This is a genomic window from Streptomyces sp. HUAS TT11, assembly GCF_051553595.1.
Taxonomy (GTDB): domain Bacteria; phylum Actinomycetota; class Actinomycetes; order Streptomycetales; family Streptomycetaceae; genus Streptomyces.
Window position 1 is genome coordinate 6,896,432 of record NZ_CP196184.1, and the last position, 22,313, is coordinate 6,918,744.

At 71.2% G+C, this 22,313-nt stretch carries 22 protein-coding genes; 13 read left to right on the forward strand and 9 right to left on the reverse strand.

Translation table 11 applies throughout. The features are described 5' to 3' along the window. Nucleotides 1-92: 92 nt before the first annotated feature. Together ACSHXN_RS30790 and ACSHXN_RS30795 are read right to left on the reverse strand one after the other, a co-directional pair. Nucleotides 93-863, reverse strand: coding sequence for a DeoR/GlpR family DNA-binding transcription regulator (locus tag ACSHXN_RS30790; RefSeq protein ID WP_355130767.1), 771 nt, complete (start codon nucleotides 861-863; stop codon nucleotides 93-95). 257 nt (nucleotides 864-1,120) lie between these two features. Then, nucleotides 1,121-1,930, reverse strand: a complete 810-nt coding sequence (locus ACSHXN_RS30795; protein WP_355130765.1) for an NAD-dependent epimerase/dehydratase family protein — start codon at nucleotides 1,928-1,930, stop codon at nucleotides 1,121-1,123. A gap of 302 nt (nucleotides 1,931-2,232) precedes the next feature. On the opposite strand from ACSHXN_RS30795, the gene ACSHXN_RS30800 reads away from it, so the two are divergent. Further along, entirely contained in the window at nucleotides 2,233-3,174 is a 942-nt protein-coding gene (locus tag ACSHXN_RS30800; protein ID WP_355130763.1) for a 5-dehydro-4-deoxyglucarate dehydratase, read from the forward strand. Continuing rightward, complete coding sequence (locus ACSHXN_RS30805; RefSeq protein ID WP_438304441.1) at nucleotides 3,171-4,334, forward strand: hypothetical protein; 1,164 nt, start codon at nucleotides 3,171-3,173, stop codon at nucleotides 4,332-4,334. The genes ACSHXN_RS30800 and ACSHXN_RS30805 overlap by 4 nt, the downstream gene beginning before the upstream one ends. Here the strand turns inward: ACSHXN_RS30805 and ACSHXN_RS30810 are convergent. After that, on the reverse strand, nucleotides 4,271-5,503 hold the full coding sequence (locus tag ACSHXN_RS30810; protein WP_438304443.1) for an MFS transporter: 1,233 nt from the start codon (nucleotides 5,501-5,503) through the stop codon (nucleotides 4,271-4,273). The two genes, ACSHXN_RS30805 and ACSHXN_RS30810, sit on opposite strands and share 64 nt — an antisense overlap. Before the next feature lie 202 nt (nucleotides 5,504-5,705). Here ACSHXN_RS30810 and ACSHXN_RS30815 point away from each other — a divergent pair, with 202 nt between their 5' ends. The 6 genes from ACSHXN_RS30815 to ACSHXN_RS30840 all read left to right on the forward strand — a co-directional run bounded on the left by ACSHXN_RS30815 (nucleotide 5,706) and on the right by ACSHXN_RS30840 (nucleotide 11,844). After that, nucleotides 5,706-6,125: a DUF6010 family protein gene (locus ACSHXN_RS30815; protein WP_355130757.1), complete on the forward strand. Its 420-nt coding sequence runs from the start codon at nucleotides 5,706-5,708 to the stop codon at nucleotides 6,123-6,125. Between the two features lie 77 nt (nucleotides 6,126-6,202). Next, nucleotides 6,203-6,790 carry a TIGR03086 family metal-binding protein gene (locus ACSHXN_RS30820; RefSeq protein ID WP_355130755.1) on the forward strand — a complete coding sequence of 196 codons (588 nt, stop codon included), beginning with the start codon at nucleotides 6,203-6,205 and terminating at the stop codon, nucleotides 6,788-6,790. A 175-nt stretch (nucleotides 6,791-6,965) separates the two neighbouring features. Next, nucleotides 6,966-7,622, forward strand: a complete 657-nt coding sequence (locus tag ACSHXN_RS30825; protein WP_355130753.1) for a GntR family transcriptional regulator — start codon at nucleotides 6,966-6,968, stop codon at nucleotides 7,620-7,622. Then, complete coding sequence (locus ACSHXN_RS30830; RefSeq protein WP_355130751.1) at nucleotides 7,619-8,530, forward strand: dihydrodipicolinate synthase family protein; 912 nt, start codon at nucleotides 7,619-7,621, stop codon at nucleotides 8,528-8,530. The genes ACSHXN_RS30825 and ACSHXN_RS30830 overlap by 4 nt, the downstream gene beginning before the upstream one ends. Continuing rightward, nucleotides 8,518-10,248: an L-arabinonate dehydratase gene (araD, locus tag ACSHXN_RS30835; RefSeq protein ID WP_355130749.1), complete on the forward strand. Its 1,731-nt coding sequence runs from the start codon at nucleotides 8,518-8,520 to the stop codon at nucleotides 10,246-10,248. Before ACSHXN_RS30830 ends, araD begins: the two co-directional genes overlap by 13 nt. Nucleotides 10,249-10,392: 144 nt before the next feature. Beyond that, a complete protein-coding gene (locus ACSHXN_RS30840; protein ID WP_356110934.1) occupies nucleotides 10,393-11,844 on the forward strand; it encodes an NCS2 family permease in 1,452 nt (483 codons plus the stop codon). A gap of 36 nt (nucleotides 11,845-11,880) precedes the next feature. On the opposite strand, the gene ACSHXN_RS30845 is transcribed toward ACSHXN_RS30840, so the two are convergent. The 3 genes from ACSHXN_RS30845 to ACSHXN_RS30855 form a co-directional block, all read right to left on the reverse strand. After that, a complete protein-coding gene (locus ACSHXN_RS30845) occupies nucleotides 11,881-13,338 on the reverse strand; it encodes a peptidoglycan D,D-transpeptidase FtsI family protein (RefSeq protein ID WP_355130745.1) in 1,458 nt (485 codons plus the stop codon). A 145-nt stretch (nucleotides 13,339-13,483) separates the two neighbouring features. Continuing rightward, nucleotides 13,484-13,957: a GNAT family N-acetyltransferase gene (locus ACSHXN_RS30850; protein WP_355130743.1), complete on the reverse strand. Its 474-nt coding sequence runs from the start codon at nucleotides 13,955-13,957 to the stop codon at nucleotides 13,484-13,486. 1 nt (nucleotide 13,958) lies between these two features. Further along, on the reverse strand, nucleotides 13,959-14,732 hold the full coding sequence (locus tag ACSHXN_RS30855) for an IclR family transcriptional regulator (RefSeq protein WP_355130741.1): 774 nt from the start codon (nucleotides 14,730-14,732) through the stop codon (nucleotides 13,959-13,961). A 133-nt stretch (nucleotides 14,733-14,865) separates the two neighbouring features. On the opposite strand from ACSHXN_RS30855, the gene ACSHXN_RS30860 reads away from it, so the two are divergent. The 5 genes from ACSHXN_RS30860 to ACSHXN_RS30880 all read left to right on the forward strand — a co-directional run bounded on the left by ACSHXN_RS30860 (nucleotide 14,866) and on the right by ACSHXN_RS30880 (nucleotide 19,622). Beyond that, nucleotides 14,866-16,395, forward strand: a complete 1,530-nt coding sequence (locus ACSHXN_RS30860; RefSeq protein WP_355130739.1) for an aldehyde dehydrogenase (NADP(+)) — start codon at nucleotides 14,866-14,868, stop codon at nucleotides 16,393-16,395. Nucleotides 16,396-16,509: 114 nt separating this feature from the next. Then, nucleotides 16,510-17,118 carry a DUF1349 domain-containing protein gene (locus ACSHXN_RS30865; RefSeq protein ID WP_355130737.1) on the forward strand — a complete coding sequence of 203 codons (609 nt, stop codon included), beginning with the start codon at nucleotides 16,510-16,512 and terminating at the stop codon, nucleotides 17,116-17,118. A 61-nt stretch (nucleotides 17,119-17,179) separates the two neighbouring features. Continuing rightward, entirely contained in the window at nucleotides 17,180-17,683 is a 504-nt protein-coding gene (locus ACSHXN_RS30870; RefSeq protein ID WP_355130735.1) for a GNAT family N-acetyltransferase, read from the forward strand. 75 nt (nucleotides 17,684-17,758) lie between these two features. Further along, entirely contained in the window at nucleotides 17,759-18,475 is a 717-nt protein-coding gene (locus ACSHXN_RS30875) for a DsbA family oxidoreductase (RefSeq protein WP_438304450.1), read from the forward strand. Nucleotides 18,476-18,572: 97 nt separating this feature from the next. Next, complete coding sequence (locus tag ACSHXN_RS30880; RefSeq protein WP_355798480.1) at nucleotides 18,573-19,622, forward strand: aminotransferase class V-fold PLP-dependent enzyme; 1,050 nt, start codon at nucleotides 18,573-18,575, stop codon at nucleotides 19,620-19,622. Between the two features lie 64 nt (nucleotides 19,623-19,686). On the opposite strand, the gene thpD is transcribed toward ACSHXN_RS30880, so the two are convergent. Genes thpD through ectB form a run of 3 tightly spaced genes read right to left on the reverse strand, consistent with a single transcriptional unit; the run spans nucleotide 19,687 to nucleotide 22,282 of the window. Continuing rightward, on the reverse strand, nucleotides 19,687-20,577 hold the full coding sequence (gene thpD / locus ACSHXN_RS30885; protein WP_355130729.1) for an ectoine hydroxylase: 891 nt from the start codon (nucleotides 20,575-20,577) through the stop codon (nucleotides 19,687-19,689). 5 nt (nucleotides 20,578-20,582) lie between these two features. Next, nucleotides 20,583-20,981 carry an ectoine synthase gene (locus ACSHXN_RS30890; RefSeq protein ID WP_355130727.1) on the reverse strand — a complete coding sequence of 133 codons (399 nt, stop codon included), beginning with the start codon at nucleotides 20,979-20,981 and terminating at the stop codon, nucleotides 20,583-20,585. Between the two features lie 29 nt (nucleotides 20,982-21,010). Next, nucleotides 21,011-22,282, reverse strand: coding sequence for a diaminobutyrate--2-oxoglutarate transaminase (gene ectB, locus ACSHXN_RS30895; protein WP_355130725.1), 1,272 nt, complete (start codon nucleotides 22,280-22,282; stop codon nucleotides 21,011-21,013). Nucleotides 22,283-22,313: the final 31 nt, after the last annotated feature.

A 22,313-nucleotide genomic window follows, 5' to 3' on the forward strand; every position in this document is an offset into this window, starting at 1 on the left:
GCTCCTGGACGTATGGGGAGATAAGGGGCGCTATCGGCGTGAGGGCGTCCCTCGGGGAGTGGGTGGCGCTTTTCAGATGTCCTCGGGCCCTCTCAGACCCGGATGACCTGAGGGCCGAGCAACGAGTAGCGGTGCGCCTCGGACGCCGGCAGCAGGGTGCTCGTGACGATCGCCTCCAGGGCGCCGACCTCCGCGAACCGGCAGAAGCTCACCGCCCCGAATTTGGTGTGCACGCCCGCGAAGACCGTGCGCCGGGAGGCGCGGATGGCCTGGGCCTTGACCTCGCTGACGGCGGGGTCGGGTGTGGTCAGCCCGTGCTCGCGGGAGATGCCGTTGGCGCCGATGAACGCCAGGTCGACGACGAAACCGGCCAGCATCTTCGTCGTCCAGTGGTCCACGGTGGCGAGGGTGCCGGAGCGCACCCGGCCGCCCAGCAGCAGGACGGTCGTGTTCTCGGCCTCCGCGAGCGCACCGGCGGTGGCCAGGGATGCGGTCACCACCGTCAGCGGCCGGTCCCGCGGCAGCGCCTCGGCGATGAGCTGCGGGGTGAAGCCCTCGTCCACGAAGACGGTCTCGGCATCCCCCAGCAGTTCGGCCGCGGCGGCCGCGATACGGCGCTTCTCGGGCACATGGCTCGTGGCGCGGAAGGCGAGGGTCGTCTCGAAGCCGGCGCTCTCCACGGGGTAGGCGCCGCCATGGGTGCGGCGGATCAGCCCGTGGTCCTCCAGGGCGCGCAGATCGCGGCGCACGGTCTCCTTGGCGACGCCCAGTTCCGTGGCGAGCGAGGTGACGTCGACCGAACCCGTGCGGCGGGCGGCCTTGACGATCTCGCGTTGACGTTCCTCTGCCGTCTTCGCCGTCATCGCCCACACCTGCCTTCCACCGTGCTGTGCCCGTTCGGGCCCCGCGGGGCCCTTGGGGGAATGTTCTACAGCCGGTGTGCGACGGTGACCAGGCCTGTTGCGCGCCCGACTGTGCCCGATCCCGCCCGAACGGCTCACCGTGTGCCCGTCTCGGACCTGCGCGGGAGCGGGGCGACGGGTGGGATCGGGCAGCGCCGGTGCCCGAAAAGCGGAGCGGGCGGGCCCGTTTCGTGCCCGCCCGCTCCCGCCGTGCCCGGTCAGTACGGCCAGATCGGCGGGTCCGTGACGAAGTGGCCGCCCAGATGTGCGTGGGCCGGGTTGCCCTCTTCGAGCTCACCCTGCTCGGCGACGAGCTTGCCGGCGAAGGGCTCGGAGTCGTCCCTCGGCTCGTAGCCGAGCGCCCGGGCGGTGGTCAGGTCCCACCACAGGCGGGTGTTCGCGGACGATCCGTAGACCACCGTGTGCCCCACGTGCTCGGCGGTCAGGGCCGCGTGGAAGAGCCGGGCGCCGTCCTCGGGGCTCATCCAGACCGAGAGCATGCGGACGCTGGTCGGCTCCGGGAAGCAGGAGCCGATGCGCACGGAGACCGTCTCCAGCCCGTGCTTGTCCCAGTAGAGCTGGGCGAGGTCCTCGCCGAAGGACTTGGACAGTCCGTAGAAGGTGTCGGGCCGGCGCGGGGTGTCGATCGGGATCAGCGGGTCGTCGCCCTGGGGGCGCGGGGCGAAGCCGACGGCGTGGTTGGAGGAGGCGAACACGATCCGGCCCACGCCCTCCTCGCGCGCCGCCTCGTACAGGTGGTAGGTGCCCTCGATGTTGGCCTTGAGGATCTTCTCGAACGTGGACTCCAGGGAGATGCCCGCGAGGTGGACGATCGCGTCGACACCGCGCACCGCCTCGCGCAGGGCCTCCCGGTCGGCGAGGTCGGCGGTGATGGCGTCCGGCTCGCCCTCGATCGGCCGGAGGTCCAGGAGCCGCAGTTCGTAGCCGTACCGGGGCAGCAGGCCCCGCATCAGGGTGCCGAGTCCGCCGGCGGCGCCGGTGAGCAGAACGGTGCGGGGAGCGGGCATCCTCGGGTCTCCTTGTCCTCGGCTCGTGCGCCTCCGGGGCACGCCGGGGGTTCACTTCTGAAGGCAGTGGCCGCATTCATGTACAGCATTCACATTCATGGACACGCTACGAAGCGTTCGCATGACCCGTCAAGTGTCGCGCGAGGAGGCGGAATCCGCTGCTGAGTTGCCCGTTTGTGCGCTTGACCTGCCGCGAGAGGCCCCGTAGCGTGGGCGCGTTCAGAGACATGGACATGGATCAGAAACGTGCACCGAGTACGAGGTCCGGTCCATATATGAGCCCCTGTTTCAAGGGAGAGCCCGTGTCGCCAGCCCCTCTTGCCGCTCGCCTCAGCATCCCCAGTGGGCCGCTGTTCTTTCCCGTGACGGCGTACGGACCGGACGGCTCCGTCGCCCTCGACGTCTACCGCGCGCATGTGCGCGCGGGCGTCGAGGCGGGCGCCGCAGCCGTCTTCGCGTGCTGCGGCACCGGCGAGTTCCACGCGCTCACGCCGGAGGAGTTCCAGGCGTGCGTCCGTGCGGCCGTCGAGGCGGCGGAGGGGCGGGTGCCGGTCGTGGCCGGCGCGGGGTACGGGACCGCGCTCGCCCGGCGCTACGCCGTCCTGGCCGAGGAGGCCGGCGCGGACGGGCTGCTCGCCATGCCCCCCTATCTCGTGCTCGCCGGGCAGGAGGGACTGCTGCGGCACTACCGCGAGCTGGCCGCGGCGACTTCGCTGCCGACCATCGTCTACCAGCGCGACAACGCCGTGTTCACGCCTCGGACGGTGGTCGAGCTGGCCCGCACCGACGGCGTCATCGGCTTCAAGGACGGGCTCGGCGACCTGGACCTGATGCAGCGCATCGTGAGCACCGTACGGACCGAGGTCCCGGGCGACTTCCTCTACTTCAACGGACTGCCGACCGCCGAACAGACCCAGCTCGCCTACCGCGGCATCGGCATCTCGCTCTACTCCTCCGCCGTGTTCTGCTTCGTCCCGGAGATCGCCCTCGCCTTCCACAGGGCGCTGGGCACCGGCGACGACGCCACCGTCCACCGGCTCCTCGACGGCTTCTACCGCCCGTTCGTCGAACTGCGCGCCCAGGGCCGCGGATACGCCGTCTCGCTCGTCAAGGCGGGAGTGCGCCTGCGCGGCCTCGACGTCGGCGAGGTGCGGCCGCCGCTGCACGAACCCGCCGAGGACCACGTCAAACAGCTCGCCGGGCTGATCGACCACGGCTACGAACTGCTGCGGGAGGGCGCGTGAAGGCCTCGGCGTTCCTCTACCCCTGGGACGTCGTCGGGGACCCACGGGCCGCGGACCGCGTGGCCGCCCTGGGGGTCCGGCAGGCGACGCTGGCGTCCGCGTACCACTCCACCCGTGCGCTCACCCCCCGGCATCCGCGCCACCGCATCGTGACGGCCCGCCACGCGGCCGTGCTCTTCCCGCCGGACGCGCGCTGGGAAGGCCGCGTCCCGCGTCCGTACCCGGCCGGGGAGTGGTCCCCGGGGGATGCGTTCGGGGCGGCCGCCGAGGCGCTCGCCGGCGCGGATCTCGAGGTGCACACCTGGGTCGTGCTGGCGCACAACTCCCGGCTCGGGGAGGAACATCCGGGGACTTCCGTGGTCAACGCCTACGGCGACCGGTATCCGTGGGCGCCGTGCATCGCCCAGCCGGGCACGCGCGCGTACCTCGTCGACCTCGCCGCCGAGGCGGCCGTGCGGCCGGGCGCGCGCGGCACCGAGCTGGAGTCGCTCGGCTGGTACGGCCTGGCCCATCTGCACGCGCACGACAAGATCGGCGGGGTGGCGCTCGGGGACGCCGGCCACTACCTCATGTCGCTGTGCTTCTGCGAGAGCTGCCGTGCGGGGTACGAGGCGCAGGGTGCGGACCCCGGAGCACTGGCCGCGGCGGTACGCGCCGCGCTGGAACCGGTGTGGCGCGGCGCGCCCTCGGACGGCGGCTGGGCGGGCGTCGAGAAGCTCCTCGGCGAGTCCGATGCGGCCGCCACGCGCGCGTGGCGTGAGGGCGTGGCCCGCTCCCTCCAGGAGGCGGCGGTGGCGGCGGTCCGCGCGGCCGCGCCCGACGGCTTCCGGGTGCTGCTGCACGCGGACCCGGTGTGGCACCACTGCGGGGCGAACGCGGGGGTCGACCCCGCGCACATCCTGTCCGTCGCGGACGGGGTGGTGGTGCCCTGCACCGGCGGCGCGGGTCTGCTCGTGCCGTTCGCGGAGCAGGGCGGGGAAGGATCCGCTCGCGCGGCCAACTTCACCGTGGTCTCCGGCATGGGCGGCGCACCGCGGACGCTGGAGCGGGACGCGCGGGAGGCGATGGAGCTGGGCGCGACGGAACTGCGGCTCTATCACGCGGGGTTGGCGTCCGACGGCGACCTGGAGGCCGTGCGGGACGCCCTCGCGCGGCTCTGAAGCAGCAGCCCGGCCGTGACCAGCAGCGCCAGGCCCAGCGCGACCAGCAGCGGCCGGTAGTCCACCAGCTCGACCAGCGCCGCTCCCGCGGCCAGCCCGATCACGTTCGGCGCGAAGACCAGGGTGTTGGCCGTGGCCGTCGCTCGGCCCAGCAGCGCACCCGGCGTCTCGCGCTGCACCGCGGTGAGCGCGGCGATCAGCACACAGGGCAGCCCCGCACCGCTCGCCAGGCTGCACGCCAGGGCCACCGCGTCGGAGGGGACCGCCCGTGCGGCCACGGCGACGGCCGTGAGGGCGATGCCGCAGGCCCCGAAGCGCTGGGCGCCCAGCAGCCGCATCGCGGGTCCGGACACCAGCCCGATCGCCACCGAACCGACGCCCTGGACGGCGTAGAGCACCCCCGCGTAGGCCGGGGAGTGCCCGAGGCCCGCGACGACGGCGTAGACGAGCGCTCCGCAGACACCCGTGAACAGCATGGTGCCGCCGCCGGCCAGCACCAGGGGCCGCAGTCGCGGATGTGCCCACAAGTGGCGGGCGCCCTCGGCGGTCTGTGCGCGCCAGTCGCCCGAAGCCTTCCGCGGCCGGTCCTCGTGGACGCGGAGCAGCGCGCACAGACCTGCGGCGAGCACGAAGGTGACCGCGTCCAGGAGCACGACGCCCGGTCCGCCGTACACCGCGTAGAGGCCCGCTCCGGCCAGTGGGGCGACGAGCTTCATGCCCTCGTTGGCCGTCATCCGCAGTCCGTTGAAGTCGCCCAGCAGCGAGGGGTCGACGGCGGCGGTGACGAGCGCCGACTCCGCCGCGTCCTGGACGACGCCCGCGGCGCCGTAGACCAGCAGGACCGCGAACAGCAGCCACAGGCGATCCGGGGAGTCGACGGTGACGAGGGCGAGCACCAGGGCGGCCAGGAGCAGGTTCGCACCGATCAGCAGCGGCCTGCGCCGGATGCGGTCGGCCACCGTGCCGAGCAGCGGGCCGGCCAGGGTCGGAGCCCAGAGGGCGAAGACGCAGAGCGCCGCCAGTCCGTTCGAGCCCGTGAGGTCCTTGACCCACACCCCGGACGCCAGCCACAGCGCAGACGTGCCGAAGCCGGACACCACCACTTGGGTCAGATACAGCCGTGCGTTGCGGTCGCGCAGCAGGCGCGCCCCGGACCATGTCGTCGTCATGCCTGGTCATCGTGGTTCTAAGGAGGTGAGGACGGGATGGGGCAGGTGCCCTAAAGACGGGGCGGAGGGCGGCCCGTGGACGGAAATCCGTCGGTAGCTGTCACTAATTCCCCTGGGGAGCCCCGATGCGCGGACCTAGCGTGGTGAACCGTCCCCGCGCCGGCCGGCCGCGTCACCCGTACGAACCCGGAAAGGCAGTCCCGTGCAGTACCTCGCGCCCGTAGCCATCGGTGTCCTCTACGTGATCCTCATGTCCCTCCTGCGCGAACCGCACCGGCGGCGCGTCAACGCGGTCGTGCTCGCCGGAGCGGGCGCCGCCTATCTCAGCGGCGGCGGTCTCGGCGGCTGGGAGTTCGTGTTCACCGCCCTCGTCACCTGTGTCGCCTACCGAGGGCTGGAGTCATGGACGTTCATCGGCATCGGCTGGCTGCTGCACACCGGGTGGGACGTCGTGCACCATCTCAAGGGCAACCCCATCGTCCCCTTCGACCACGGCTCCTCGCTGGGCTGCGCGATCTGCGACCCGGTGATCGCACTGTGGTGCCTGCGCGGCGGGCCCGCGGTACGTGATCTGCTGCGCGGCAGGCGTCGCGTGGCCGTACGGGAACACACGGCTCCCTGAAACGTTGGGCGCGGGACCGATGAGTTCGGCGGTCCGCGTCGGTCCACCTCTCGAGTGATGAGAACTCGGAGGAGACAATGACCGACACGATCGTCGATCTCGGACCGCAGACGCGCATCGTCGCCCGGCTCGCGGCCGGGGTGCGCGACGAGCAGCTCCTGGACGCGACGCCCTGCCCCGGCTTCACGGTGCGCACCCTGCTGGGCCATCTGCAGGGGCTCGCCGTCGCGTTCCGGGACGCCGGGCGCAAGGATCTCGGCCCCACCACGGACACCGTTCCGGACGCCACCGAACCGGACATCGGGCCGGGCTGGCGCGAGGAACTGCCGCTGGTGCTCGACCAGATGGCCGGGGCCTGGCGTGACCCCGCGGCCTGGGCGGGTGAGACCCGCGCCGGTGGAGTGGCCCTGCCGGGCCGGGTCGCGGGCGCCGTCGCAGCCGACGAACTGGTGATCCACGGCTGGGACCTGGCCAGGGCCACCGGCCAGGAGTACGAACCGGACCGGGGTGCGCTCATGGCCTCGTACGGCTTCCTGGTCGCCGCGGCCGACGACCCGGACCGCGGGGGCGGCCTGTTCGGTCCGGTCGTGCCCGTTCCGGCCGAGTCCCCGCTGCTCGACCGGGCGATCGGCCTCAGCGGACGGCACCCCGACTGGAAACCGTGAGCGGTTGCGACTTTTCGCCGCACGCCGGCCAACCGCGGTGCGTGGCCCGAGGGTTCCCGGGTCTCCACCTCCCTGGTCCTGAGCGTTGACGGACGTCCTGCACGCGCCTAGGTTCATCGCGTCGTACTTCATACGTCATATATGAGACGCGATATACGAGATCCGAGAGGCGTGCATGACCTCCGTGCCCACACCGATCCCCTCCCGCACGCAGTTCGTGCTGGAGGGGATCAAGCACCGCATCCTCACCGGGCAGCTGTCGCCCGGTCAGGCCCTGGTCGAGACGGAACTCGCCGCGCAGTACGGGGTGTCGAAGACCCCCGTGCGTGAGGCGCTCAAGACCCTCGCGGGCACCGGGCTCGTCGTGATGAGCCAGTACAAGGGCGTCACCGTGCGCATGGTGGATGCGGACCTGGCACGGGAGGTCTGCGACGTCCGGCTGCTCCTCGAGCCGGAGGCACTGCGCCGCTCGGTGCGGCGCCGGGCCGTGCTCGACGCCGCGCGTGACGCGCTGGACCGGGCCGACGCGGCGACGGACGCCGCCGAACGCTCCCTCGCCAACCGGGAGTTCCACCGCGCCCTGTATCTGCCGTGCGGCAACCCGCTGCTCGGCCGGATGCTCGACGAGGTCCGCGACCAGGCCGCCCTCGTCTCCGCCGTCGCCTGGTCCGCCGATCCCTCCTGGGCGGCGGAGGCCGCCGAGCACCGGGAGATCCTGCGGCTCGCCCGGCTGGGCGACGCGGACGGCGCCGCGAGCGCTCTGCACGACCACATCGCGTCGTTCGTCCACCGGGCGTTCCCCGGTACCCGGGAAGAGGAGGGCCGGCGATGAGCAGCGTCGCGTTCGACACCCAGCGGGCGGCCCTGGCCGATGTGGTGGCGATCCCGGTGACCCCGTTCGCCGAGGACGGCACCGTCGACCGGGACGTCCACCGGGCACTGTTGCGGCGGCTGCTGGACGGCGGGGTCAGGACCCTGACCCCGGGCGGCAACACCGGTGAGTTCTACGCCCTCACACCCGAGGAACGGCGTCTGGTGACCGAGCTGACCCTCGAGGAGGCGGGGGAGTCGGCCACGGTGCTCGTCGGCGTCGGTCACGACGTGCCCACCGCCGTCGCCACCGCCCGCCACGCCGCCGAGCGGGGCGCCGACATGGTGATGGTCCATCAGCCCGCGCATCCCTACGTCTCTCCCGCCGGCTGGGTCGACTACCACCGGGCCGTCGCCGAGGCGGTGCCCGGCCTCGGGGTGGTCCCCTACGTCCGCGACGCCCGGCTGCACGGCTCCCGGCTCGCCGAACTGGCCGACCACTGCCCGAACGTCATCGGCGTGAAGTACGCGGTCCCGGACGCCGCCGGGTTCGCCGCCTTCGCGCGGGACGCCGGCCTCGACCGCTTCGTGTGGGTGGCCGGTCTGGCCGAGCCGTACGCCCCCTCCTACTTCTCGGCGGGCGCGACCGGCTTCACCTCCGGGCTGGTGAACGTCGCCCCGGCGATGTCGCTGAGCATGATCGCGGCGCTGCGGTCCGGCGACTACCGGGCCGCCATGAAGGTCTGGGAACGGATCCGCCGCTTCGAGGCACTGCGCGCGGCCGACGGCTCCGCCGACAACGTCGCCGTCGTCAAGGAAGCCCTCGCCTCGCTCGGCCTGTGCCGACGCAGCGTGCGCCCGCCGAGCAGGACGCTTCCCGAGCAGACACGCGCCGAGGTCGCCCGCATCGTCGCCGGGTGGTGCCGGTGAAGAGGCCCGAGGAACTCCGCAGCCATCAGTGGTACGGCACCGAGGGGCTGCGCTCCTTCAGCCACCGGGCCCGCACCCGCCAGCTCGGTTACCTCCCCGAGGAGCACCTGGGCAAGCCCGTCATCGCGATCCTGAACACCTGGTCGGACATCAACCCCTGCCACGTCCATCTCCGGGACCGGGCCCAGGCGGTCAAGCGCGGCGTCTGGCAGGCCGGCGGCTTCCCGTTGGAGTTCCCGGTCTCCACGCTCAGCGAGACCTTCCAGAAGCCGACCCCCATGCTCTACCGCAACCTCCTCTCGCTGGAGACCGAGGAACTGCTGCGCTCCTACCCGGTGGACGGGGCCGTGCTGATGGGCGGCTGCGACAAGTCCACGCCCGCGCTCCTCATGGGTGCCGCCTCCGCCGACCTGCCGGCCGTGTTCGTGCCCGCCGGACCCATGCTGCCGGGCCACTGGCGCAGTGAGGTCCTCGGCTCGGGCACCGACATGTGGAAGTACTGGGACGACAGGCGTGCCGGACTCATCGGCGACTGCGAGATGTCGGAACTGGAGAGCGGGCTCGCCCGTTCGCCGGGGCACTGCATGACGATGGGCACGGCGTCCACGCTCACCGCCGCCGCCGAGGCCCTCGGGGTGACCGTGCCCGGTGCGTCGAGCATCCCGGCCGTCGACTCCGGGCACGAGCGCATGGCAGCGGCGTCCGGACGCCGGATCGTGGAACTCGTGTTCAAGGACCGCAGGCCCAGCCACATCCTCACGCGCGAGGCCTTCGAGGACGCGGTGACCACGGTCCTGGGGCTCGGCGGTTCCACCAACGCCGTCATCCATCTGATCGCCATGGCCGGCCGGGCCGGAGTCCCGCTCACGCTCGACGACTTCGACCGCATCGCGCGGACGACGCCCGTGCTCGCCAACATCCGGCCCGGCGGCGAGCGGTATCTCATGGAGGACTTCCACTTCGCGGGCGGCCTGCCCGGCTTCCTGTCCCGGATCCCGGACCTGCTGCATCTGGACCGGCCGACGGTCTGCCACGACACCCTGCGCGAGCAGATCGCGGGAGCCCGGGTGCACGACGACGACGTCATCCGGCCCCGCGACAACCCGGTCGCGGAGGAGGGCGGGGTCGCCGTGCTGCGCGGCAACCTGTGCCCGGACGGTGCCGTCATCAAGCACATCGCCGCGGAGCCGCACCTGCTCGTGCACACCGGGCCCGCGGTCGTCTTCGACGACTACAGGACGATGCAGCGGACCATCGACGACCCGGCCCTCGGCATCACCGCGGACAGCGTGCTGGTGCTGCGCAACGCCGGGCCCAAGGGCGGACCCGGCATGCCCGAGTACGGGATGCTGCCCATCCCCGGTCATCTGCTGAAGCAGGGCGTACGGGACATGGTCCGGATCTCCGACTCCCGGATGAGCGGCACGAGTTACGGCGCATGTGTGCTGCACGTGGCGCCGGAGTCGTATGTCGGCGGCCCACTGGCACTCGTACGCACCGGCGACAGCATCACGCTCGACGTCGAGGCGCGCACCCTCCGGCTCCATGTCGACGACGAGGAGCTGGAGCGCCGCCGTACACGATGGACCCCGCCCCCGGCGCGGTACGAGCGTGGCTACGGCGTGCTCTACAACGGCCAGATCACCCAGGCCGACACCGGCTGCGACTTCGAGTTCCTGGCCCGGCGCGGCGAGGTGCCCGACCCGTACGCGGGCTGAGGCGCACCGTGCTCCCGCGCACCGGGACTCCCGTGCGGGGCGGAATCCGATTCCGTAACACGGAGAAAACCTGAAACCGGTTCACCGGGGGAACAATCCAGCCAGCATCCGGCACCGGTCCACCAGGCAGCAAGGAGCACCGCCATGTCCGAAACGCAGAAGGCGGCCGACCGGTCGAGTGCCGCACCCCCCGCGGCGAACGGCGTCGACCGGTTCTTCAGAATCTCCGAACGCGGCTCCACCTTCGGCCGTGAGATACGCGGCGGCTTCGCCACGTTCTTCACCATGGCCTACATCCTCGTCCTGAACCCGATCATCCTGGGCAGCGCCAAGGACAAGTTCGGCCATCAGCTGGACACCGGCCAACTGGTCACCGCCACCGCCCTGGTGGCGTGCGTCATGACGGTCATCATGGGCGTCGGCGGCAATCTGCCGCTCGCCATCGCCGCCGGGCTCGGCCTCAACGCGGTCGTCGCCTTCCAGCTCGCCCCGCTGATGAGCTGGGCCGACGCCATGGGCCTCGTCGTCCTGGAAGGCATCCTCATCTGTGTTCTGGTCCTCACCGGGCTACGGGAGGCGATCATGAACGCCATCCCGCAGCAGCTGAAGCAGGCCATCGGCGTCGGCATCGGGCTCTTCATCGCCTTCATCGGTTTCGTCGACGCCGGCTTCGTCAGCCGCATCCCCGACGCCGCGAACACCACCGTGCCGGTGCAACTGGGCGCCGTGGGCCGGCTGACGGGCTGGCCCGTGCTGGTGTTCTGTCTCGGGGTGCTGCTGACCATCGCGTTGCTCGCGCGCAAGGTGAAGGGCGCGATCCTGATCAGCATCGTGGCCATGACGGTCGTCGCGATCGTCATCGACGCCGTGGCGGACATCAAGAGCTGGGGCCTGACCACCCCCAAGGTCCCCGACACGGTCGTCGCGAGCCCGGACTTCGGCCTCGTCGGCCATTTCAGCCTGTTCGGCGGTTTCGGGAAGGCCGGCGTGCTCACCGCCGTCCTGCTGGTCTTCACCCTGATCCTGTCGGACTTCTTCGACGCCATGGGCACCATCGTCGGCATCAGCGCGGAGGCCGGGCTGCTCGACGAGAACGGCAAGGTACCGGGCATCGGCCGCGTCCTGTTCATCGACGGTGCCGCCGCGGTGGCCGGCGGCGTCGCCTCGGGCTCGTCCAACACCGCCTACATCGAATCCGCGGCCGGTGTCGGCGAGGGCGCGCGCACCGGATTCGCCAACCTCGTCACCGGCGCCCTCTTCGGTCTCGCGCTCTTCCTCACCCCGCTGCTGACCATCGTTCCGCTCCAGGCCGCGGCACCCGCCCTGATCGCGGTCGGCTTCCTGATGATGACCCATGTCAAGCACATCGACTGGGACAGGTACGAGATCGCCATCCCGGCGTTCCTGACCATCGCCGCCATGCCGTTCACCTACTCCATCACCGACGGCATCGGGGCGGGCTTCCTGTCGTACGTCCTCATCAAGGCCGTCCTCGGCAAGGCCAAGGAGGTCCACTGGCTGCTGTGGGGTGTGTCGGCGCTGTTCCTGGTGTACTTCGCGATCGACCCGGTGGAGCAGATCCTGGGCGTGAGGTGAGGTACGGGGACGACCCCTGGCGGGGTCGTCCCGGCCCTAACTCCCCAGCGCCGCCTGCATCATCGCCTTGGCGACCGGTGCCGCCAGCCCGTTGCCGCTGACCTCCGAGCGCGCCGCGTCCGACTGCTCGACCATCACCGCGACGGCGACCTCCTTGCCGTTCGTGTCCGACTTCGCATAGGAGGTGAACCAGGCGTACGGCGTCTGGCTGTTGTTCTCGCCGTGCTGGGCCGTTCCGGTCTTGCCGCCGACCGTCGCCCCGGCGATCCGCGCGTTCGTGCCCGTGCCCTGCTCCACGACCGTCTGCATGGCGGACTGCAACTGCCGTGCGGTCGACGCGCTGACGATCCGCTCGGTCGACGTGCTGTCGTCGTCGTTCTGCAGCACGTCCCCGCCGCCGTCGGTGATCTGCGACACCATGTGTGCGGAGACCAGCTCGCCGTCATGGGCGATGGCCGCCGAGACCATGGCCATCTGCAGCGGGGTCGCCGTGACGTCGAACTGCCCGATGCCCGACAGCGCCGTCTGCGCCTTGTCCATGTCCGACGGGTACACGCTCGGGTACGCGCGCACCGGTACGTCCTGCCGGTCGTCGTTGAAGCCGAACTTCTCGGCCATCGCCCTGACCTTGTCCTGGCCGAGGTCGACGGCCATCTTGCCGAAGACGTTGTTGCAGGAGTAGCGCAGCGCCTGGCGGATCGAGGCGTTCTCGCACGGGGCGTTCGGGTTCTCGTTCGACAGTGCCTTGGTCGAGCCGGGCAGCATGTACGGATCGGGGCTGTCCGTCCTCCGGTCCACCGACGCGTACAGGCCGTCCTCCAGCGCGGCGGCGGCCACCACCAGCTTGAACGTCGAGCCGGGCGGCAGCGGCTGGCGCAGCGCGCGGTTGGTCAGCGGCTTCTCCGGGTCGGCGTTGAGCCGCTTCCAGGCCGCCCCGGCGGTGTCGGCGTCGGTCAGCGCCGACGGGTCGTACGACGGGGTGGACACGACCGCGAGGATCCTGCCGGTCTTCGGGTCGATCGCGACGGCCGCGCCCTTCTTGGTGCCCAGTGCGCGGTAGGCGGCCTTCTGCACCGCAGGATCGATCGTCGTGACCACGTTGCCCGGATGGGCCCGCTGGTCGGTGACGGTGTCCATGATGTTCTTCAGACGGCTGTCCGTGCCGTTGAGCACGTCCTGGTAGATGCCCTCCAGCTGGGTCGGCGCGTAGCTCTGAGAGGCATAGCCCGTCACCGCCGCGTACAGCCTGCCGTCCGCGTAGGTGCGCCGGTAGGCGAGGTCGCTTCCCTTCGTCCGCGCCGAGCCCGTGATCGAGTCGCCGGCCACGATGATGTTCCCGAGCGGTGCCGCGTACGTGGTGATCGCGTTCCGCCGGTTGTCCTTGTCGTCCGCGAGCGCCTTGCCGTCGTAGAACTGCACCCAGGTCGCCCTGACCAACAGGGCGAGCACCAGGAGCAGCGCGAAGACGGAGGCCCGCCTGATCGTCTTGTTCATCCCGCCCTGGATGACGCTCAGGGACGCCCGGATCGTTCCCTTCCGTCCGGCTTCTCATCGGGACTTCATGAACGGCCGGGCGTCCCGGGCCGGCACCTCACCACGGGCCGGCCGGCCCTTCGGGCCCTCGGGCTGTGCGGGCTTCTCAGGGCTTCAGGACCAGGACGACCTCGTCGATCTCCTCACCCCGGGCGTGTGCGAAGCCCCTCGCCCGGGCCGACTGGGCGAAGCCGCACTTCTCGAGCACACGGCGCGAGCCCGCGTTGTCCGCGGCGGCCCGGGCGTACAGCGGGCGCTCCGGGATCTGCTCCAGCAGGATCCGCAGGGCGGCCGTCGCGATGCCCCGGCCCCAGTAGGCGCGGTCGATCCAGTACGTGACCTCGCGCTCACCCGGCTCGCCGTACACCGCGGCGCTGCCCACCACGTCACCGTCCGCCAGCACCGTGCGGACGTCGACGCCGGGCGAGGTGCGCGTCCGTGCCCAGTGGGCGTCGAAGCCGGCCCGGTCGGCCGGGTCCTCGGGGGTGAACGCGGCCATCCGCAGGGCCACGGGATCGTTCATGAGGCGGAAGAAGACGGGCAGGTCGCTGTCGTGCACCGCGCGCAGGACGATCTCCACGTCACAGCCTCCGGGTCGCGAGGGTCAGCCGGTCCCGTGCGTCGAACAGCGCGTCCTTGATCATCTGCTCGTGCGCCGGGGTGAGCCGGGCGACCGGGACCGAGCAGCTGATCGCGTCACGGGCCGGGGTGCGGTAGGGGATGGCGACCCCGAAGCAGCGCAGCCCGAGCGTGTTCTCCTCGCGGTCGACGGCGATGCCCTGCTCGCGGACCTGGTGCAGCTCCTGTATGAGCTTCTCCCGGTCGGTGATGGTGTGCTCCGTCAGCGCCGGCAGCGTCTCGGGCAGCATCTTGCGGACCTGTTCGTCGGTGTACGTGCTCAGCAGCACCTTGCCGAGCGACGTCGAGTGCGCGGGCAGCCGGCGGCCGACACGGGTGAACGGCCGCAGGTAGTGCTGCGACTGGCGGGTCGCGAGGTAGACGACGTTCGTGCCGTCCAGGCGCGCCAGGTGGATCGTCTCCGTGGTGTCGTCCGACAGCCGGTCGAGGGTGGGGCGGGCCGCCGCCACCACCTCGTCGCCGTCGATGTACGACGTCCCCACGAGCAGGGCCCGCACCCCGATGCCGTAGCGTGTGCCCGTCGCGTCGGTCTCGACCCAGCCCAGTTCCACGAGCGTGCGCAGCAACATGTACAGGCTGGACTTGGGATAGCCCACTTCCTCCTGCACGGCGGCCAGGGAGTGCATGCCGGGGCGGCCTGCGAAGTACTCGAGCAATTCGACCGTCCGCACCGCCGACTTGACCTGCGCCCCACCGCCCGTCTCGCCTGCCGACATCGCCCTTGACCCCTTCGTTCGACGGGAAATAGTCTCCGAGCAGCATATTCATCATCAGAGACAGTGTTCAGCATATCGAACATACCTGGTCGATGAGGTACGAACTGCGGCAAGACATCTGGAGGGATCCGCGGTGGCAGCAGCACCAGTCTGGAGTGTCGACCCCCGAACCGGGAAGCAGCGCGAGCAGGTTGCGGTGGAGGCCACGGCCCAGGAGGTGGACGCCGCCGTCCGCGCGGCCCACTCCGTGCGCGGAGCCCTCGCCGACCGCACCGTCCGCTCGGCCTTCCTGCGTGCCGCCGCCGACCAGCTGGAGGCCGCGAAGGAGCAGCTCGTCGAGGCGGCCGACGCGGAGACCGCCCTCGGCCCGGTCCGGCTCACGGGTGAACTCGCCCGGACCTGCTATCAGTTGCGTGCCTTCGCGGACATCGTCGACGAGGGCGCCTTCCTCGACGTCGTGATCAACCACCCGGACGACACCGCGACCCCGCCCATTCCGGACCTGCGTCGCTACAAGATCCCGCTCGGCGTCGTCGCGGTGTACTCCGCCTCCAACTTCCCCTTCGCCTTCTCGGTGGCGGGCGGCGACACCGCGAGCGCACTCGCCGCGGGCTGCCCCGTCGTCGTCAAGGCCCACCCCGACCACCCCGCGCTCTCCGAGCTGGTCGCGGCGACGCTGCGCCGGGCCGCCGGGCTGCACGGCATTCCCAAGGGTGTCGTCGGTCTGGTGCACGGCTTCGAGGCGGGCATCGAGCTGATCAAGCACCCGCTGGTCGCCGCAGCCGGGTTCACCGGGTCCGTGCGCGGTGGCCGTGCGCTCTTCGACGCGGCGGCGGGCCGCCCCGTGCCGATCCCCTTCCACGGCGAACTCGGCTCGCTCAACCCGGTGGTCGTCACCGAGGCGGCCGCCGCCGAGCGCGCCGAGGCGATCGGGGCCGGGCTCGCGGGCTCCATGACGCTGGGTGTGGGCCAGTTCTGCGTCAAGCCGGGATTCGTCCTGGCCCCCGCGGGCGCGGCCGGCGACCGACTGGTGAAGTCCCTGACCGACGCCGTCAGCGACACCGAGGCGGGGGTCCTGCTCGACCACCGCATGCGCGACAACTTCCTCGCCGGAGTGGCCGAGCGCGCCGAGCTCCCCGACGTGGAGTCCCCGGTCACGGCCGGCGCGTGCGGCGAGCACACCGTCAGCGCGGGCTTCCTCACCGTGCCGGCCGAGAAGCTCACCGCCGAGGGCGAGCACGACCTCCTGCTGGAGGAGTGCTTCGGCCCGCTCACGGTCGTGGCGCGCTACGAGGACGAGGACCAGGCCAAGCGGGTGCTGGACCGGCTCCCCGGCAACCTCACCGCAACGGTGCACCTGTCGACGGAGGAGGCTGCGGGCGAGGGCCGCGGGGCGGAGATCCTCGCGGAACTGACCCCGCTCGCCGGACGTGTCCTCGTCAACGGCTGGCCGACGGGCGTGGCGGTGGCGCCCGCGCAGCACCACGGCGGCCCCTACCCGGCGACGACGTCCACCTCCACGTCGGTCGGCGGGACGGCCATCGAGCGGTGGCTGCGGCCCGTCGTCTTCCAGGGCGCCCCCGAGGCGCTCCTGCCTCCGGAGCTGCGGGACGGCAACCCGCTCGGGCTGCCGAGGCGCTTCGACGGGCGCCTGGAGAGGTGAGTGTCCCGCGGGCCGCGCCGCGTCGCCTTCGGCGCGTTGCGGCCCGCGGGTGCTTTCGTGGTGGATGGCGGGGTTCCCCGCGCCGCTCCGGATCATGCCTGAGAGACTTCGTCAATGGACGTTGAACTTCCCGAACTCCCGTTCTCCCTGCGTACGTACGGGTCCGACGGTCACTGGTCGTACGAGGACGGGGTGCTCACCGGCTGGGCGGGCGCCCGGCAGGATCGATTCGTTCCGCCCACCGGCGAGGCTCTGGAGCCGGCCTCGGACGCTCCCCGGCTCCTGGGTGCGCCCGAGGGAGACTTCCAGCTGATCGCCCGGGTCACCGTCGGCTTCAACGCGTCCTTCGACGCCGGAGTGCTCTACGTCCACGTCGGCGAACGGGCCTGGGCCAAGCTCTGCCTGGAGTACTCGCCGGACGTGCCCACGGTCTGCACGGTGGTCACCCGCGGCCACTCCGACGACGCGAACTCCTTCACCGTGGAGGGAAGTTCGGTGTGGCTCCGGGTCAGCCGCACGGGCCGGGCCTTCGCCTTCCACGCTTCTCGTGACGGCGAGCGCTGGACGTTCGTGCGCCTGTTCACCCTGGGCGACGAGAAGGAGACGGGGGCGGCGCTGGTGGGCTTCATGACCCAGTCGCCCATGGGGGAGGGGTGCGTGGTGACGTACGAGGGCATCGAATTCCGTCCGAACTGGCCCGAGGACCTGAGAGACGGCAGTTGAACCGCGCCGCCGTCCTCGGCGGTCGTGGAACCGGCCCGGCCGCGTCCACGTCCCTGGATGCATGATCAGAGACCGTGTGGCCGGGAACCGGGTGATCCGGACCGCTCTGCCCGCCGAGGTACGAGCCGTCGCCGATCTGCACGCCCGCGCCCGGGCGACCTACTACCCCGACGGGCCGCCGCAGGACGGCACCGACTGGCTCGCCGCCTGGCGCGGTGCCCTCGAGCGGCCCGACGGGCAGGTGATGTGTGTCGTCGAACACGGCGCCATCGTCGCCGTCGCGTCGTTCCGTACGCCGCCCGGCGCACCGGCCGACACGGTGAAGCTCTTCCAGTTCCACGTCGACCCCGGGCACTGGCGCCGGGGGGTCGGCTCCGTGCTGCATGCGGCCTGTGTCGAGGAGTGGCAGGCCGACGGCATGCGGCGGGCCGTCCTCGACGTGCACGTGGACAACCGGCGCGCCCAGGCCTTCTACGCCCGCCGCGGGTGGGCCCCGGACCCGGAGAACCCGCCCGCCGAAGGGGATCACCACCTCTTCCTCCGGTACGCGGTTCCCGGGGAATGAAGGGAATCGCTTGAACGTTCACACAGGTCACGGAGGGGGTCTCCGTACCGTGCGAACTGGAGAGAAGCCGAAGACATGCGCGTGGAGATCTGGAGCGACATCGCCTGCCCGTGGTGCTACGTGGGCAAGGCCCGCTTCGAGAAGGCGCTCGGCGCCTTCCCGCACCGCGACCAGGTCGAGGTGGTGCACCGCTCCTTCGAGCTGGATCCGCACCGCGCCAAGGACGACGTGCAGCCGGTTCTCACGATGCTCGCCAAGAAGTACGGGATGAGCGAGGCGCAGGCGCAGGCCGGCGAGAAGAACCTCGGCGCGCAGGCCGCCGCGGAGGGCCTGGACTACCGCACCTCGGGCCGCGACCACGGCAACACCTTCGACATGCACCGGCTGCTCCACTTCGCCAAGGAGCAGGGCAGGCAGGACCGGCTGATCCAGATCCTGTACCGGGCGAACTTCGCCGAGGAGCGGTCCCTCTTCACCGAGGGCGACGAGCGGCTGGTGGAGCTGGCCGTGGAGGCCGGGCTCGACGCCGAGGGGGTCCGCACGGTCCTCGCCGACCCGGCCGCGTACGCCGACTCCGTGCGCGCGGACGAGCGGGAGGCGGCCGAGCTGGGCGCGAACGGTGTGCCGTTCTTCGTGCTCGACCGGAAGTACGGCGTCTCCGGCGCGCAGCCCGCCGAGGTCTTCACCCAGGCGCTGACCCAGGCCTGGGACGAGCGCCCGCCGCTGAAGCTGATCGAGGACGGCGGCGCGGAGGCCTGCGGCCCGGACGGGTGCGCGGTCCCGCAGAACTGAGAAGCGGCAGCTCGGCGCGGATGTATAAGCGTTGCTTGAGGACACCACGTACACATCGGCAATGGACGGTGACCTCAGGGGGCCGCACAGTGGTCCCATGGAGACCTTCGAGAGCCTCGTCCGTGCCGAGTTCGCCCCGAAGAACACATATCTGAACACCGCGGCGGTCGGGCTGCTGCCCGCCCGCACCGTGCACGCCCTGCGGACGGCGGTGGATTCGGTCGCCGCGGGGCAGCCCACCGACATGTTCGCCGACGTGGAGGCGGCCCGTGCCTCGTTCGCCCGGCTGACCCATGTTCCGGCGAGCCGGGTGGCGACCGGGTCCTCGGTGGCCACCTACACCGGGCTGATCGCCGCCTCGCTGCCCGAGGGTGCCGAAGTCCTGACCGCCGAGGCCGACTTCAGCTCCGTCGTGAACCCCTTCCACATGCGCGGGGACCTGAAGGTGCGCGCCGTGCCGCTGGAGCGTCTCGCCGATTCGGTGCGTCCGGGCACCGCGCTCGTGGCGGTGAGCGCCGCCCAGTCCGCCGACGGACGCGTGGCCGACCTGCCCGCGATCCGCGCCGCGGCGCAGGAGCACGGTGCGCGCACGTACATCGACGCGTCGCAGGCCCTCGGCTGGCTGGACCTCGACGCGGACGCCCACGACTACGTGGCTGCCGTCGCCTTCAAGTGGCTGTTCTGCCCGCGGGGCGTGGCGTTCCTGGTCGTCCCGGAGGATCTCGGCGGCATCCCCCCGCTGTTCGCCGGCTGGGTCGCGGGCGAGCGGCCCTGGGACAGCTGCTACGGCCCCGTCGAGGAACTCGCCCATTCGGCACGCCGCTTCGACGAGAGTCCCGCGCTGCTCTCCTACGCGGGCGCCCGCCGCTCTCTCGAACTGCTCGAGGAACTCGGCGTGGAGGCCGTCCGGGCGCACGACCTCGCCCTCGCCGACCGCTTCCGCGCGGGGCTCGGTGACCTCGGCCACGAGCCGGTCCCCGCGCCGGGTTCGCCGATCGTCTCCGTTCCCGGACTCGGCCACCGGCAGGGCGGGTTGAGCGGCGCCGGGCTCGAGGTCTCCGACCGGGCAGGCCATCTGCGGGCCGCCTTCCACCTGTACAACACGCCCGCGGACGTCGATCGCCTGCTGGATGCGCTGTCCCGCTGAACAGGACCGGGCCGGGGCCTCATGTCCCACACGAGGAGGCCCCGGCCCGGCGGTCAGGTTGCGGTCACCGCACGGGGGTGAAGTCCCGCGCCCCGATGAACTCCGGACGCCGGACCGGCGCCGCGAACGGTTCCACCGCCTTGTTCTCCACGCTGTTGAACACGATGAAGACGTTGCTGCGCGGGAACGGTGTGATGTTGTCGCCCGACCCGTGCATGCAGTTGCAGTCGAACCAGGTCGCCGAGCCGGCCTTCCCGGTGAACAGTCGGATGCCGTACTCGCCCGCCATCGTGGTCAGCGCCTCGTCGGACGGCGTGCCCGCGTCCTGCATCTGCAGCGACTTCTTGTAGTTGTCCTCGGGCGTGGCCCCGGCGCAGCCGAGGAACGTCCGGTGCGACCGCGGCATGATCATGAGGCCGCCGTTGGTGTCGTGGTTCTCGGTCAGGGCGATGGAGACGGACACCGTCCGCATGTTCGGCAGACCGTCCTCGGCGTGCCAGGTCTCGAAGTCGGAGTGCCAGTAGAAGCCACTGGCCCCGAACCCCGGCTTGACGTTGATCCGCGACTGGTGGACGTACACGTCCGAGCCGAGGATCTGCCGCGCCCGCCCGACGACGCGCTCGTCGCGGACGAGCTTCGCGAAGACCTCGCTGATCCTGTGGACCTCGAAGACGGACCGGATCTCCTTGGACTTCGGCTCCACGATCGAACGTTCGTCGGCGCGGATCCGCGGGTCGCTGACGAGCCGCTCCAACTCCTGCTGGTACACGGCGACTTCGTCCTGACCGATGAGCTGGTCGATGGAGAGGAAGCCGTCGCGTTCGTACGCCTGGAGGTCACCCACGGAGATCGGCCCCGGCGTTCCGGGAGCGCCCCAGACGACCGGGTCCTGACGGGGGACGGACACCTCGGTGGCGCCCCGGCTCGGGTAGAGATCGGTGACGGTGGTGGTCATGTGCTTCACACCTCCTCGGTGAGCAGCGGGTAGACGCCGTTCTCGTCGTGGTCCTCCCGGCCGGTCACGGGCGGGTTGAAGACGCAGATGCAGCGGAAGTCCTTCTTCACCCGCAGCGTGTGCCGCTCGTGCCCGTCCAGGAGGTACATGGTCCCGGGAGTGATGGTGTACACCTTCCCGGTCTCCTGGTCGGTCAGTTCGGCCTCGCCCTCGACACAGACGACGCCCTCGATGTGGTTCGCGTACCACATCGACGTCTCCGTGCCCGCGTACAGGATCGTCTCGTGGAGGGAGAAGCCGACCTTCTCCCTGGCCAGGACGATGCGCTTGCTCTCCCAGGTGCCGGACGCCGACTTGATGTGCCGGTCGGTGCCTTCGATCTCCTTGAACGAACGGACGATCACGGTGGTGCGTGCCTCCTTCTGGGGGTTGTTCAGACGGTCTCGCGGACGGCCCGGGCGAGGGTGCTGAGACCCTCGTCCAGCTCGGCGGGGGTGATGGTGAGGGCGGGGAGCAGTTTGACGACCTCGCTCTCGGGACCGGAGGTCTCCACCAGCAGCCCGAGCTCGAAGGCGCGGTGGGCGACACGTCCGGCGCGTTCCTTGTCGTGGAACTCCAGGCCCCAGACCAGCCCGCGTCCGCGGTACTCCCTGATGTCGGCGAGGTTCTCCTCGGTGATGGAGATCAGCTCCTGCTCGATCTGCTCGCCGCGCGTACGGGTCTGCTTCTCCATGGCGGACCCGTCGGTCCAGTAGGTCTCCAGGGCGGCAGTGGCCGTCACGAACGCGGGATTGTTGCCGCGGAAGGTGCCGTTGTGCTCGCCCGGCTCCCAGATGTCGAGCTCGGGCTTGAACAGGCACAGCGACATGGGCAGCCCGTAGCCGCTGATGGACTTGGACACGGTGACGATGTCGGGCACGATCCCGGCCTCCTCGAACGAGAAGAAGGCGCCGGTACGGCCGCAGCCCATCTGGATGTCGTCGACGATCAGCAGCATGTCGCGGCGTGCGCACAGGTCGGCGAGGCCGCGCAGCCACTCGGCGCGGGCGACGTTGATGCCGCCCTCGCCCTGCACGGTCTCCACGATGACGGCGGCGGGCCGGTTGAGTCCTGAACCCTGGTCCTCCAGGAGCCGTTCGAACCACAGGAAGTCCGGGACCCGGCCGTCCAGGTAGTGGTCGAAGGGCATGGGCGTCCCGTGGACGAGCGGAATTCCGGCGCCGGCGCGCTTGAAGGCGTTGCCGGTGACGGCGAGGGAGCCCAGGGACATGCCGTGGAAGGCGTTGGTGAAGGACACGATGGCCTCGCGGCCCTTCACCTTGCGGGCCAGCTTGAGAGCGGACTCGACGGCGTTGGTGCCGGTGGGGCCCGGGAACATCACCTTGTACGGCAGATCCCGCGGCCGCAGCACGAGGTCCTGGAACGTCCGGAGGAAGGAACGCTTGGCGGTGGTCGACATGTCGAGCCCGTGGGTGATGCCGTCCCGCTCCAGGTAGTCGATCAACGCCCGTTTCAGGACGGGGTTGTTGTGCCCGTAGTTGAGGGAACCGGCGCCGGCGAAGAAGTCGAGGTACTCGTGGCCGTCCTCGTCGTACAGGCGGCTGCCCTGCGCGCGGTCGAACACGGTGGGCCAGCCGCGGCAGTAGCTGCGCACCTCCGACTCCAGGGTCTCGAAGACGCTGAGGTCGGGCTGGGTGATGGTCACGGCGAAAACGCTCCTCGATGCGTGGGGGAGG

What these genes read in the sequence shown, in the direction of transcription:
- thpD (WP_355130729.1), bottom strand. Translation starts at nt 20,577, where the DNA reads ATGACCACCACCGTCACCGATCTCTACCCGAGCCGGGGCGCCACCGAG.
- ACSHXN_RS30875 (WP_438304450.1), top strand. Translation starts at nt 17,759, where the DNA reads ATGCGCGTGGAGATCTGGAGCGACATCGCCTGCCCGTGGTGCTACGTG.
- ACSHXN_RS30855 (WP_355130741.1), bottom strand. Translation starts at nt 14,732, where the DNA reads ATGTCGGCAGGCGAGACGGGCGGTGGGGCGCAGGTCAAGTCGGCGGTG.
- ACSHXN_RS30795 (WP_355130765.1), bottom strand. Translation starts at nt 1,930, where the DNA reads ATGCCCGCTCCCCGCACCGTTCTGCTCACCGGCGCCGCCGGCGGACTC.
- ACSHXN_RS30880 (WP_355798480.1), top strand. Translation starts at nt 18,573, where the DNA reads ATGGAGACCTTCGAGAGCCTCGTCCGTGCCGAGTTCGCCCCGAAGAAC.
- ACSHXN_RS30825 (WP_355130753.1), top strand. Translation starts at nt 6,966, where the DNA reads ATGACCTCCGTGCCCACACCGATCCCCTCCCGCACGCAGTTCGTGCTG.
- ACSHXN_RS30870 (WP_355130735.1), top strand. Translation starts at nt 17,180, where the DNA reads ATGATCAGAGACCGTGTGGCCGGGAACCGGGTGATCCGGACCGCTCTG.
- ACSHXN_RS30830 (WP_355130751.1), top strand. Translation starts at nt 7,619, where the DNA reads ATGAGCAGCGTCGCGTTCGACACCCAGCGGGCGGCCCTGGCCGATGTG.
- ACSHXN_RS30845 (WP_355130745.1), bottom strand. Translation starts at nt 13,338, where the DNA reads ATGAACAAGACGATCAGGCGGGCCTCCGTCTTCGCGCTGCTCCTGGTG.
- ACSHXN_RS30810 (WP_438304443.1), bottom strand. Translation starts at nt 5,503, where the DNA reads ATGACGACGACATGGTCCGGGGCGCGCCTGCTGCGCGACCGCAACGCA.
- ACSHXN_RS30790 (WP_355130767.1), bottom strand. Translation starts at nt 863, where the DNA reads ATGACGGCGAAGACGGCAGAGGAACGTCAACGCGAGATCGTCAAGGCC.
- ACSHXN_RS30820 (WP_355130755.1), top strand. Translation starts at nt 6,203, where the DNA reads ATGACCGACACGATCGTCGATCTCGGACCGCAGACGCGCATCGTCGCC.
- ACSHXN_RS30840 (WP_356110934.1), top strand. Translation starts at nt 10,393, where the DNA reads ATGTCCGAAACGCAGAAGGCGGCCGACCGGTCGAGTGCCGCACCCCCC.
- ACSHXN_RS30865 (WP_355130737.1), top strand. Translation starts at nt 16,510, where the DNA reads ATGGACGTTGAACTTCCCGAACTCCCGTTCTCCCTGCGTACGTACGGG.